This is a genomic window from Rhizobium anhuiense bv. trifolii (genome assembly GCF_024346605.1).
GTDB classification, from domain to species: domain Bacteria; phylum Pseudomonadota; class Alphaproteobacteria; order Rhizobiales; family Rhizobiaceae; genus Rhizobium; species Rhizobium anhuiense.
Window position 1 is genome coordinate 499,270 of the sequence record NZ_CP098803.1, and the last position, 12,228, is coordinate 511,497.

Below are 12,228 nucleotides of genomic sequence, written 5' to 3' on the forward strand. Positions count from 1 at the left end.
TCAATGGCTAACGACAGGTTAATATCCACCGGCCTCGTCCCGATCCTACGCAATCCTGCAACGTAGGCTCGCGGCATTCCTCGGGGTTTCAGGCCGCCAATCTGCGAAACCGGGTTCTGATCCGGTCGAGATAGTAGTGGCCGGGAGACGGCGCTGCCGTCATCGCATGGGCTTCGGAGGAGGGCACGCCTTCGAACAGACGTTCCTCGCCATTCTTGAAACAAATCCTGAGCCGCCCGTCATCCTGGCTGAAATAGACGGATTTGATGATCTTCGACTTTACCGAAAGTTCTTCCACCTGTTTTACCTCTGTTTTTTTAAATTTGGCAGACGGTAAACCCAAACGTGCAAAGACGCGGTGAACTCGCATGGTAAAAAATCAGGAATCTTTCGACGTTTGAAACCCGCAGCACCATCGCAGCGCCGGGTTCGAAAGCCTCGAACGCACGCTTGTGAGCGGTGTATTTCGTTGCCCTCTCTCGCACGCGTCCCGCACACGCAAAGGCCTGTGTCAGTCATTTGATCCGTGAAGCCGGAAACAAGATCAAGCCCGATCAGATTTTGCCAATCCGGCGGAGAACGCCGTCAGCAGAGCCCTTCCCGGGCCCCAATCCTCAAGGCCGCTTTGCCCGTTGATATGGCCGAAAGGGCCGATCTCGACAAGGCCGCTGCCCCACAGATCGGCTCGTGCACGGGCATAGCCTGGCGTGCCGAAGGGATCATCGGCGCTTGCGATAATCAGCGTGGGAAAGCGCATTCGTTGCAATGGCGGATCTGCGAATCCGGCGGCCTCCTCAGGGAATGACACGGACTGCGGATCGGGGACCGCTACAAGAAACGCTCCGGCAACGGCAAGTGAGGAAATCTGCTGCCAATGAGCGACCAGCAGACAGGCAAGGCTATGAGCGACGAGCAGGGGAGGGGTTGCCGATGCGCCGACGGCGCGCTCCAGGGCTGAAATCCAGTCCGCCAAGTCGGGCTTTTCCCAATCGGCCGGTTGAAAACGCCGCATTTTGGGGTTCGACCTTTCCCAGCGCGTTTGCCAATGAGCCTCGCCCGAACCGCCAATCCCCGGCAATATAATGATGTCCCTCATGTCTTTTCCTCTGATCATCCGTGCAGGTGAAAATGATGCATTTTCATTTGCTTCGGAATGAATGATCATCGGAAAACCGCGCCGCTCTCCGATGATTTCAAGGTGATCCCATGGCTTTTCAGGAAAACAATCGGGTTTTGCTCGATCCAACCGATATCGCCATTATTGAAGCGATGCAGGAAAACGGCCGCATTGCGATTTCCGAACTCGGCCGACGGGTCGGGCTCTCTCAGCCGGCGGCATCGGAACGGGTCAAACGACTGGAAGACCGCGGCATCATTACCGGTTACTCCGCTCGTATCGACCCTGCCGCTCTGGGAATTGGAATGACGGCTGTGCTTCGCCTGCGCACGACGCATGAGCATATCAAACCCTGTCTGAAACAGTTCGCCGAGATGCCGCAAGTCATGGAAGTATTGCGCCTGACCGGAGAGGACTGCTTTCTCTTGAAGGTGCTGGTTCCGTCGCCTGGAGAGCTGGAAACGATCGTTGACACGATCGCGCGTTTTGGGGCCGTGACGACATCCCTGGTGTTGCGCGGCGAGAATCCGAAGCCGATTGGACGCGCCCTGCTGCAGCGCGTTTGAGAATATGCGGACGACCAGTGAAGCGCGCCGCCAAAAACGCTTCCGCGTCCCGCTCGCGATACGGTTTGAAATCTATATTGAGAAACGGGGATATGGCGGACAGGGTGGGATTCGAACCCACGGTACGCTTTCACGTACACACGCGTTCCAGGCGTGCGCCTTAAACCACTCGGCCACCTGTCCTTTTTTGGCGTTCGCGCCCGGATAGGAGCAAATCGTCGGAACGGCGCGATATATACCGATGAATTTTCGCCGATCAACCGAAATCTAACAGTTTTTTGACTTCTTTCGATAAAACTCGCCGCGGCCCGTCCATTGTGCTTCACCTCATCGATGACTATGTAATTCTCCGAGGTGGAGAATGGCGCGGCCGGCCGGAATTGTCCGGCATATCGAGCGTCGGAGGAATTGATGCGTTTCCTGTTGCGTCTGGCGAGTCTTGTCGCGCTTGCGGCGGCCGTTATTGCCGGGACCATCGATTCGATCCAATCGGTTGCGGCCTCCTCCGTGGTGATGACGCCGATCTCCGATGCCTGGGAGGATGTGAGCCCGACCACACTGACCTCGCTGCAAGCGGCCCTTTCCTATTACGTCCACCCGCGTTTCTATACCTTCATCTTCCAGTGGCTGATGCTCCAGCCGGCCTTTGCCGTTTTCCTGGTAATCGCACTGCTTCTGTGGATGATCGGCTACAAGAAGCCGCCCATCGCCGGTCGCTTCACCGCATAGAAAAGGCGGTTTCGCCCGCACCATCCGGCGAGAAATCCGCATGGGCATCGGCCCTCTACAGCCTCGATATTTGTCACCGGATTGGCTAGAAAATCTGCATCCTGACGGAAAGAATGTCCAAAAATCAGCCCCGAAGAGCGGATTTTCGGCAATTGTTGCAAATCTTTACCAGCTGAAAAATTTCTGGTGAATTTTTCCGTGAGCCATGCAAGGATGCGCGCAGCCAGGCCTCCGGGGGGAGGTCGGTGGTTCCGCAGACATGCCCGGAAAGGGCTTGCGGGAGGACCCCTAACGAATAGCAACAACAGGGCTGCACAATGAAAAAATCCCTTCTCACTCTCTTTGCCGTGGCTGCCATGTCGACGACGGCGCTTGCCGCCGATGTCAAGCCGGCGCTGGTTTACGGCACCGGCGGGAAGTTCGATAAGTCCTTCAACGAGGCGGCCTACAACGGTGCCGAGAAGTTCAAGGCCGAGACCGGCATTGCCTATCGCGATTTCGAGCCGACGGGCGACACCCAGGGCGAGCAGGCCATCCGCAACTTCGCAAGCCGCGGCTTCAATCCGGTGGTTGCCGTTTCCTTCGCCTGGACGTCGGCCATCGAGAAGGTTGCAGCCGAATTCCCGGACACCAAGTTCATCATCGTTGACTCCGTCGTCGACAAGCCGAACGTCCGCTCGGTTGTCTACAAGGAAGAAGAAGGCTCCTACCTCGTCGGCGTTCTCGCCGGCATGGCGTCGAAGTCAGGCAAGGTCGGCTTCGTCGGCGGCATGGATATTCCGCTGATCCGCAAGTTCGAATGCGGCTACGAGCAGGGCGCACGCTCCGTCAAGGCCGATATCGAAGTCTTCCAGAACATGACCGGCACGACGGGCGCTGCCTGGAACGACCCGGTCCGCGGCGGCGAACTCACCAAGAACCAGATCGACCAGGGCGCTGACGTCGTCTATGCGGCAGCCGGTGCCACCGGTCTCGGCGTTCTGCAGACTGCGGCCGACAACAAGAAGCTGTCGATCGGCGTCGACTCCAACCAGAACTACCTGCATCCGGGCTCGGTCCTGACCTCGATGGTCAAGCGTGTCGACCTCGCCGTCTACAATGCCTACAACGACACCAAGAACGACAAGTTCACCGGCGGCGTTCAGGCGCTCGGCGTCAAGGAAGACGGTGTCGGCGCTGCGATCGACGAGCATAACAAGTCGCTGATCACGCCGGAAATGCAGGCTGCCGTCGACAAGGCCAAGGCCGACATCATCGCGGGAACCGTCAAGGTTCACGATTACACCTCGGACAACGCTTGCCCGAAGTGATCCGCGCCCGAATGTGATCGACGATTGAGATCGGGCGTATGGCGGAGGGGATTTTCGCCATACGCCCTTTTCTTATTTGGAGCCTGCAGTGACAGATAAGCCCGCTATCGAGCTTGTCGGCATCGACAAGAAGTTCGGTGCCGTCCACGCCAACAAGGACATCAACCTCACCGTTGCCAAGGGGACGATCCACGGCATTATCGGCGAAAACGGCGCCGGCAAATCGACCCTGATGTCGATCATCTACGGTTTCTACCATGCCGACAGCGGCGAGATCCGCGTCAACGGCAATCCCGTCACCATCCGCGACAGCCAGGCGGCGATCGCCACCGGCATCGGCATGGTGCACCAGCATTTCATGCTGGTCGATAATTTTACGGTGCTCGAAAACATCATGCTCGGCGCCGAAGGCGGCATGCTGCTGGCCAGAGGCGTCGCGTCGGCCCGGGCCGAGCTCAAGCGGCTGGAAACGGAATATGGCCTGGAGGTCGATCCCGATGCGCTGATCGAAGAGCTTCCGGTCGGCCTGCAGCAGCGTGTCGAAATCCTGAAAGCCATGTATCGCGGCGCCGAGATCCTGATCCTCGACGAGCCCACCGGCGTGCTGACGCCGGCGGAAGCCGATCATCTTTTCCGCATCCTCAAAGTGCTGCGCGACCAGGGCAAGACGATCATCCTCATCACCCACAAGCTGCGCGAGATCATGGCGATCACCGACACGGTCTCGGTCATGCGCCGCGGCGAAATGGTCGCCACCCGCAAGACGGCGGAGACGACGGTGGAGGAACTCGCCGAGCTGATGGTCGGCCGCCGCGTGCTGCTGCGCGTGCAGAAGGGCGAGGCGAACCCGGGAGCCGCCGTCCTGTCCGTCCGCAACCTGACGGTCAAGGACAATCGCGGCGTCACCATGGTCGACAACGTCTCCTTCGATGTGCGCGCCGGCGAAATCGTCGGCATCGCCGGTGTCGCCGGCAATGGCCAGTCCGAACTGCTGGAGGCGATTGCCGGCATCCGCAAGCCGACCTCCGGCGAAATTCTTCTCGACGGCAAGACGATCGACAAGGCCGATCCCGCCCGCCTGCGCGATCTCGGCCTCGCTCATATCCCCGAGGACCGCCACCATATGGGCCTGGTGCTGAAATTCGAGGAGTACGAAAATTCCGTACTCGGCTACCATCGCCGCCCGGGCTACAGCAAAGGTCCGCTGCTCGATCTCGAAGCGATCCGCAAGGATGCGATGGAGAAGATCGAGAAATACGACATCCGCCCGCCGAACCCGCGTCTGAAGACGGCGAATTTCTCCGGCGGCAACCAGCAGAAGATCGTTGTTGCCCGTGAGATCGAACGCGATCCGAAGATGCTGATCATCGGCCAGCCGACCCGCGGCGTCGATATCGGCGCCATCGAATTCATCCACCGCCGGATCATCGAAATGCGCGACGCGGGCAAGGCGATCCTGCTCGTCTCCGTCGAACTTGATGAAATCCGCGCCCTTTCGGACCGTATCCTTGTCATGTTTGCCGGCCATGTCGTCGGCGAGAAGACGCCCGATGCCGGTGAACAGACCCTCGGCCTGATGATGGCCGGCATTGCCGCGTGAGGCCTTTATGAGCACAGCTTCCGTTCCGCTACCAAACTGGATCAACTACGGCCTCATCCCGCTTTTGAACCTTATCGTCGCCTTCCTGATCTCCGGCTTCGTCGTCTGGCTGATCGGCGAGAGCCCGCTCGATGCGCTGTCGCTGCTGATCCAGGGCGCGCTCGGCAATGGCGAAGGCATCGGCTTCACGCTGTATTATGCGACGAGCTTCATCTTCACCGGCCTCTCCGTCGCGGTGGCGATCCACGCCGGCCTTTTCAACATCGGTTCCGAAGGCCAGGCCTATATCGGTGGCCTCGGCTGCGCGCTGGTGGCGCTTTCGCTCGATCGTTACGTGCCGTGGTATGTGACGATGCCGATCGCGGTCGTCGGCGCCGGCCTGTTCGGCGCAGCCTGGGCCTTCATTCCGGCCTTCCTGCAGGCAAAACGCGGCAGCCACATCGTCATCACGACGATCATGTTCAACTATATCGGCGCCGCACTGATGGTGTACCTCCTGGTGCATGTGCTGATCGTGCCGGGCAAAATGGCGCCGGAAACCCGGACCTTCCTCGACGGCGGCCAGTTGCCGAAGCTCGGCTGGGTCATGCAGCTGTTCGGCGCCAAGCTGGGGGCTGCCCCGTTCAATGTCTCCTTCATCATTGCGCTCGTCGTCAGCTATCTCGTCTGGCTGCTCGTCTGGCGCACCAAGCTCGGTTTCGAGATGCGCACGCTGGGCGTCAGCCCGACGGCTGCGGCCTATGCGGGTATCCCCTATGCCCGCACGGTCATCATCGCCATGCTGCTGTCCGGCGCGCTCGCCGGCATGATGGCGTTGAACCCCGTCATGGGCTCGTCGGCCCGCCTGCAGGTGGAATTCGTCGGCGGTGCCGGCTTCGTCGGCATTGCGGTCTCGCTGATGGGCCGCAACCATCCGCTCGGCATCATCATGGCAGCGATTCTCTTCGGCATCCTCTACCAGGGCGGTGACTGGATCTCCTTCGAAATGCCGAATATCACCCGCGAGATGATCCTCGTCATCCAGGGTCTGGTGATCCTTTTCGCCGGCGCGCTGGAATATATGTTCCGGCCGGCGATGGTGCGTCTCTACCAACAGTTCAAGCGCGGTTAAGGAGCGGGCGATGGATTATTACGACATCTTCATCAGCGTCCTGAGCTCGACCATCCGCCTGTCGATCCCACTGATCTTCACCGCTCTTGCCGGTCTGTTTTCGGAGCGCGCCGGTATCTTCGATATCGGCCTCGAGGGCAAGATGTTGGGCTCGGCCTTTGCCGCCGCCTGCGTTGCCTATCTCACCGATTCGGCCTGGCTTGGGCTTGGCGCCGGCGTTATCTGCTCGGTGGCGCTGAGCCTGGTGCATGGCTTTGCCTCGATCACCAACCGCGGCAACCAGATCGTCTCCGGTGTCGCGATCAACTTCTTCATCGCCGGCATCACCATCGTGCTCGGCCAGGCCTGGTTCGGCCAGGGCGGCCGCACGCCGCAGCTGTCGCCGGATTCACGCTTCGCGCCGATCATCCTGCCGGGCGCCGATGCCGCGCGCGACATACCGATCATCGGTCCGATCTATGCCAATGTCATTTCGGGCAACAATATCCTCACCTACCTCGCCTTTCTTGCCGTGCCCTTCTCCTGGTGGGTGCTTTACCGCACGCGTTTCGGCCTCAGGCTCCGCGCCGTCGGCGAAAACCCGGGTGCGGTCGATACGGCTGGTATCTCGGTCGCCTGGCTGCGGTACCGCGCCGTCATGTGTGCCGGCATTCTCTGCGGCTTTGCCGGCACCTATCTGGCAATCGCCCAGTCCGCCGCCTTCATCAAGGACATGTCGGCCGGCAAGGGCTACATTGCGCTCGCTGCTCTGGTCTTCGCCAAGTGGAAGCCGGTGCCGGTCATGTTTGCCTGCCTGCTTTTCGGCTTCCTCGATGCGCTGGCAAATTTCATGCAGGGAAAGCAGGTGCCGCTGATCGGGGAGGTGCCGGTTCAGGTCTTCCAGGCGCTGCCCTATGTCCTGACCTGCGTCCTGCTTGCCGGCTTTATCGGCGTCGCGACCCCGCCGAAGGCAGGTGGCGTGCCCTATACGAAGGAGCGTTGATATGTCTCACGATCTGTTCGAAGCCGCCCGCGGCGCCATGGCCTTTGCCCATGCGCCCTATTCGAAATTCCCGGTCGGTGCGGCGATCCGCGCCGAGGACGGCAAGGTCTATACCGGCGCCAACATCGAAAACCTCTCCTTTCCGCAAGGATGGTGCGCCGAGCCGACGGCGATCGGCGCCATGATCATGGGCGGCGCGAAGAAGATCGTCGAAATGGCGGTCATAGCCGAAAAACTGCCGCTCTGCCCGCCCTGTGGCGGCTGCCGCCAGAAGATCTCGGAATTTGCCTCGAAGGAGACGAGGATCTACCTCTGCGATGAGGCGGGCGTGAAGAAGACGATGACGATGGAAGAGCTTCTTCCCTTCAGCTTCGAGACCGAACTCGGATGAAGGCGACGGTCAGCCTGCTCGCCGCATTGCTTGGTGGGATCAAGCCGCGCCACGGCATCGTGCTCGGCTCCGGTCTCGGCTCTCTCGTCGGTGAGCTCGACGGCGCCGTGCGTGTTCCCTATCGTGACCTGCCGGGCTTTCCCGTCAGCGCCGTCTCCGGCCACGCAGGCGAAGTCGTCGCCGGCCGCCTCGGCGGTGTGCCTGTCGTCATGCTCTCCGGCCGCGTACATTATTACGAGAAGGGCGATGCCAACGCCATGCGCGTGCCGATCGAGGTGCTGAAGGCGCTCGGCGTCGAAGTGCTGATCCTGACCAATTCGGCCGGATCGTTGCGTGACGACCTGCCGCCCGGTTCGGTGATGCAGATCACCGACCATATCAACTATTCCGGCATGAACCCGCTGATCGGTGAGGAAAGCGATCAGCGTTTCGTCGGCATGACCAATGCCTATGATGCCGGCCTTGCCGCGGCGATGCAAAGGGCGGCGGCAAAGCTTAAAATCGACCTGGCGCAGGGTGTCTACATGTGGTTCTCCGGTCCCAGCTTCGAAACGCCGGCCGAAATCCGCATGGCGCGCATCCTCGGTGCCGATGCCGTCGGCATGTCGACGGTGCCCGAGGTGATCATCGCAAGAATGCTGGGCCTGAGGGTTGCCGCCGCCTCCGTCATCACCAACTATGGGGCAGGCATGACCGGCAATGAGCTCAGCCATGAGGAAACCAAGGACATGGCGCCCGTTGGCGGCGCCCGTCTCGCCGCCATACTGAAAGACATGATTGCGGCTGGAACAGGATGATTTTAGGCCGGGTCGGCCTAAAATCTGAATCCTGTTCTACATTATAGAGTTAGAGCATGATGTCATGAGAAAACCGCTCACACTTTTCGGCATCATGCTCGAGAGGAAGCGAAGATGAATAGCCATTCCAACCGGGAAACGGCGGCGGTCGCCCTTTCTCTCCTCGATCTCACCAATTTGAAGGATGATTGCACCGAGGCGCAGATCGACGCGCTCTGCGCCCGCGCGCAGACGCCCTACGGCAACAGCGCTGCAATCTGTATCTGGCCGCGGTTTGTCGCCCAGGCCCGCAATATCCTCGGCACCGGGCATGCCGTGCGTATCGCGACCGCCGTCAACCTCCCCTTCGGCGATATGGAAGTGGCCGATGTCGCCGCCGAAGCACGCGAGGCGATTGCCGATGGCGCCGATGAGATCGATCTGGTCATTCCCTACCGCAAGCTGCTCGCCGGCAACGAGAAGGCGGTGACCGACATGGTCAAGGCCGTGCGCGCCGAATGCGCCAACCCCGTTCTGCTGAAGGTCATCATCGAGACCGGCGAGCTGAAGGATGCGGCATTGATCCGCCGCGCCTCCGAACTCGCCATCGAAGCCGGCGCCGATTTCATCAAGACATCCACCGGCAAGGTTGCCGTCAACGCGACGCTCGAAGCCGCCGACATCATGATCCGCACTATTCGCGAAAGCGGCCGCAAGGTCGGCTTCAAGCCGGCCGGCGGCATCGGCTCGGTGGCCGATGCCGCACTCTATCTGAGCCTTGCCGAAACCATCATGACACCGGATTGGGCGATGCAGTCGACATTCCGCTTCGGCGCTTCCGATCTGCTCGACGATATCCTGGCGGTTCTGAGCGGAATCCCGTCGGCCTCTGTTGCGGCGTCGAGCTATTGAAATGATTCCGCAGGAAATCATCCGGCGTAAGCGCAATGGCGACGAACTCGACGCCGCCGATATCAGCGCCTTCATCGCGGCGCTCGCCGCCGGCCGACTGTCGGAAGGCCAGGTCGGCGCATTCGCCATGGCCGTCTGGTTCAAGGGCATGTCGCGGGCCGAAACCGTGGCTTTGACGCTGGCGATGGCCGACTCCGGCGACAGGCTGCAATGGGCCGATATCGATCGCCCGATCGCCGACAAACATTCGACCGGCGGCGTCGGCGACAATGTTTCGCTGATGCTGGCGCCGATCGCCGCCGCCTGCGGCCTGGCTGTTCCGATGATCTCCGGGCGTGGCCTCGGCCATACCGGCGGCACGCTGGATAAGCTCGAATCCATTCCCGGCTATATGATCACCCCCGATGCGGACCTGTTCCACAAGGTCGTGAAGGAGGCGGGATGCGCCATCATAGGCCAGACCGGCGCCTTGGCGCCGGCCGACGGCAGGCTCTATGCCGTGCGCGACGTGACTGCCACCGTCGATTCCATTCCCCTCATCACCGCCTCGATCCTCTCGAAGAAACTTGCGGCCGGGCTCGAGACGCTGGTGCTCGACGTCAAGGTGGGCAACGGCGCCTTCATGGTCGAGCGCGACCAGGCGGAGATCCTGGCGCATTCGCTGGTGGAGGTGGCCAATGGCGCAGGCGTGAAAACCTCGGCCCTGATCACCGATATGAACCAGCCGCTTGCCGATAGTGCCGGCAATGCGGTCGAAATGCGCAACTGCCTGGATTTCCTGGCGGGCCGAAAAAGCGACACACGACTTGCGACCGTCGTTCTTGCCTTCGCCGGCGAAATGCTGGTGAAATCCGGCATTGCCGCTTCGTCTGATGAAGCCGAGAGGATGGCGCGTCAGTCCCTGTCATCGGGCAAGGCGGCCGAGGTCTTCGCGCGCATGGTGTCCATGCTTGGCGGCCCGGCCGATCTCATCGAAAACCCCGACCGGTACCTGGCCAAAGCGCCTGTGGAAAAACCTGTCCCGGCCGCCCGGTCCGGCTGGCTTGCTGCCTGCGATGCGCGTGGTATCGGCGTCAGTGTCATCGATCTCGGCGGTGGTAGACGCCATCCGGCTGACCGGATCGATCATCGCGTCGGCTTCTCCGACCTCCTGCCGCTCGGAACCCGCGTGACCGCCGGCGAACCGATCGCTCTCGTTCATGCCGCCGACGAAGCCGCGGCGGAGAGGGCAGCTGCAGCACTTGCCGCGCACTACCGCATCACCGAGGACAGACCGGAGTTGACGCCGGTGATTGCCGGCCTGATCTGATGCGATTTACTGCTTGAGGCTGAGCGAACCGTCGGCGACGGAATAGGAGGCGAGCTTCTGCAGGAAGCTCATGCCGACCAGCGTCGTCGTCAGCGCATCGTCCTTGAGGACGAAGGCTTCGACATCGCGCACACGAATACCGCCGATTTCGATCCGGTCGAGCGTCACATGCGCGGCTTTCGTCTGGCCGTTCGCAGTGTTCACCCCATAGCGGAAATCGAGCTGGCTGGCGGTGAAGCCCAATCGGCGGGCGAGCGTCTCGTTGAGCGCCACATAGGTCGCACCGGTATCGATCAGGCCCTGCACCGGTTTGCCGTTCATCTTGAAGCTGCCGGTATAGTGGCCCTGCGCATCGGCCTGCAGGCGGATCGCATTGCTGCCGGAGACCGGCGCGGATGTTGCGGGCTTGTCGCTCTCGGTCGATAGGTAATTGGCAGACAATGCATCAGCAGGCTGCTGGCTGGAGCCTTCGAGGAAGGAAGGCACTTGTGTGGCGAGCACCGCGGCGATGCTGGCGAAAAGGACGGTACGCACGAGCATGAAACAGAAATCCTTCCTGTATAAACCCGGCTTCATGCAGGGCCTCATGCTCCAAGCTTGCTAAGCCTCAAGTGCTGACAAGTTGCTAATATCGATAATGAAAAGGCCCGGAATGAACCAGCCGGGCCGTAAAGTCTTTCGATTTGGTAAAGAAAGGCTGAAACTATTTGGTGCCGTACATGCGGTCGCCGGCATCGCCGAGGCCGGGCACGATGTAGCCCTTCTCGTTGAGATGACTGTCGATCGATGCGGTGAAGACCGGAACATCGGGATGGGCGGCGCGGAAGTTGCGGATGCCTTCCGGGGCGGCAAGCAGGCAGAGGAAGCGGATATTGTGGGCGCCGCGCTCCTTGAGCTTGTCGATTGCCGCGATCGAGGAATTGCCGGTTGCAAGCATCGGGTCGACGACGATGATCAGGCGCTCGGCCACGTCCTCCGGCGCCTTGAAGTAATATTCGACCGGCTGCAGCGTCTCGTGGTCGCGGTAAACGCCGATATGCGAAACGCGGGCGGAAGGCACGAGATCGAGCATGCCTTCGAGCAGTCCGTTGCCGGCGCGCAGGATCGAGGCGAAGACCAGCTTCTTGCCCTCGAGGATCGGCGACTCCATCGTCTGCAGCGGCGTTTCGATCGTTTCCATCGTCAGTTCGAGATCGCGGGTCACCTCGTAACAGAGCAGCGTCGAGATTTCGCGCAACAACCGCCGGAAACTCCCCGTCGATGTCTCCTTGCGTCGCATGATGGTGAGCTTGTGCTGCACCAGCGGGTGATCGATGACCGTGACGCCGTCCATGGGGAAGCCTTTCATTCTTTCTATCGACTGTTTCTTTCACGGAAATCGGCCCGACTGCAAGAGTGGAGGCCAATCTTCCCCAGCCTCTCGTC

The 12,228-nt window shown here is 61.0% G+C and carries 14 protein-coding genes and 1 tRNA gene; 10 read left to right on the plus strand and 5 right to left on the minus strand.

Annotated features, from left to right (window positions below; translation table 11 throughout):
- Positions 1 to 88: 88 nt before the first annotated feature.
- The gene (locus tag NE851_RS10970) at positions 89 to 298 is read right to left on the minus strand and encodes a KTSC domain-containing protein (RefSeq protein ID WP_028758181.1); all 210 of its coding nucleotides are present in this window, start codon (positions 296 to 298) and stop codon (positions 89 to 91) included.
- Between the two features lie 246 nt (positions 299 to 544).
- Positions 545 to 1,165, minus strand: a complete 621-nt coding sequence (locus NE851_RS10975) for an RBBP9/YdeN family alpha/beta hydrolase (RefSeq protein ID WP_028758182.1) — start codon at positions 1,163 to 1,165, stop codon at positions 545 to 547.
- A gap of 41 nt (positions 1,166 to 1,206) precedes the next feature.
- Here NE851_RS10975 and NE851_RS10980 point away from each other — a divergent pair, with 41 nt between their 5' ends.
- Positions 1,207 to 1,683: an Lrp/AsnC family transcriptional regulator gene (locus tag NE851_RS10980; protein ID WP_028758183.1), complete on the plus strand. Its 477-nt coding sequence runs from the start codon at positions 1,207 to 1,209 to the stop codon at positions 1,681 to 1,683.
- A gap of 93 nt (positions 1,684 to 1,776) precedes the next feature.
- Here the strand turns inward: NE851_RS10980 and NE851_RS10985 are convergent.
- Positions 1,777 to 1,866, minus strand: a tRNA-Ser gene (locus tag NE851_RS10985).
- A gap of 228 nt (positions 1,867 to 2,094) precedes the next feature.
- On the opposite strand from NE851_RS10985, the gene NE851_RS10990 reads away from it, so the two are divergent.
- The 9 genes from NE851_RS10990 (at position 2,095) to deoA (ending at position 10,803) form a co-directional block, all read left to right on the plus strand.
- Positions 2,095 to 2,412, plus strand: a complete 318-nt coding sequence (locus NE851_RS10990) for a hypothetical protein (protein WP_028759164.1) — start codon at positions 2,095 to 2,097, stop codon at positions 2,410 to 2,412.
- Positions 2,413 to 2,729: 317 nt separating this feature from the next.
- Positions 2,730 to 3,722, plus strand: coding sequence for a BMP family lipoprotein (locus NE851_RS10995; RefSeq protein ID WP_003544460.1), 993 nt, complete (start codon positions 2,730 to 2,732; stop codon positions 3,720 to 3,722).
- Between the two features lie 88 nt (positions 3,723 to 3,810).
- Positions 3,811 to 5,322: an ABC transporter ATP-binding protein gene (locus tag NE851_RS11000; RefSeq protein WP_048338302.1), complete on the plus strand. Its 1,512-nt coding sequence runs from the start codon at positions 3,811 to 3,813 to the stop codon at positions 5,320 to 5,322.
- A gap of 7 nt (positions 5,323 to 5,329) precedes the next feature.
- Complete coding sequence (locus NE851_RS11005; RefSeq protein ID WP_047617449.1) at positions 5,330 to 6,433, plus strand: ABC transporter permease; 1,104 nt, start codon at positions 5,330 to 5,332, stop codon at positions 6,431 to 6,433.
- Positions 6,434 to 6,443: 10 nt separating this feature from the next.
- Complete coding sequence (locus NE851_RS11010; protein ID WP_048338271.1) at positions 6,444 to 7,415, plus strand: ABC transporter permease; 972 nt, start codon at positions 6,444 to 6,446, stop codon at positions 7,413 to 7,415.
- Between the two features lies 1 nt (position 7,416).
- Positions 7,417 to 7,806 (plus strand): cytidine deaminase, encoded by a 390-nt coding sequence (locus tag NE851_RS11015; protein ID WP_028757711.1) that lies wholly within the window; start codon positions 7,417 to 7,419, stop codon positions 7,804 to 7,806.
- A complete protein-coding gene (locus NE851_RS11020) occupies positions 7,803 to 8,603 on the plus strand; it encodes a purine-nucleoside phosphorylase (protein WP_097544461.1) in 801 nt (266 codons plus the stop codon). The genes NE851_RS11015 and NE851_RS11020 overlap by 4 nt, the downstream gene beginning before the upstream one ends.
- Positions 8,604 to 8,717: 114 nt before the next feature.
- Entirely contained in the window at positions 8,718 to 9,494 is a 777-nt protein-coding gene (deoC, locus tag NE851_RS11025; protein WP_127431392.1) for a deoxyribose-phosphate aldolase, read from the plus strand.
- Position 9,495: 1 nt separating this feature from the next.
- Positions 9,496 to 10,803, plus strand: coding sequence for a thymidine phosphorylase (deoA, locus tag NE851_RS11030; RefSeq protein WP_028757043.1), 1,308 nt, complete (start codon positions 9,496 to 9,498; stop codon positions 10,801 to 10,803).
- A gap of 6 nt (positions 10,804 to 10,809) precedes the next feature.
- Here the strand turns inward: deoA and NE851_RS11035 are convergent, their stop codons facing one another.
- Both NE851_RS11035 and upp read right to left on the minus strand, forming a co-directional pair.
- Positions 10,810 to 11,379, minus strand: coding sequence for a TIGR02281 family clan AA aspartic protease (locus NE851_RS11035; RefSeq protein WP_028756112.1), 570 nt, complete (start codon positions 11,377 to 11,379; stop codon positions 10,810 to 10,812).
- Positions 11,380 to 11,506: 127 nt separating this feature from the next.
- Positions 11,507 to 12,136, minus strand: a complete 630-nt coding sequence (gene upp / locus NE851_RS11040) for a uracil phosphoribosyltransferase (protein ID WP_012759721.1) — start codon at positions 12,134 to 12,136, stop codon at positions 11,507 to 11,509.
- Between the last annotated feature and the right edge of the window lie 92 nt (positions 12,137 to 12,228).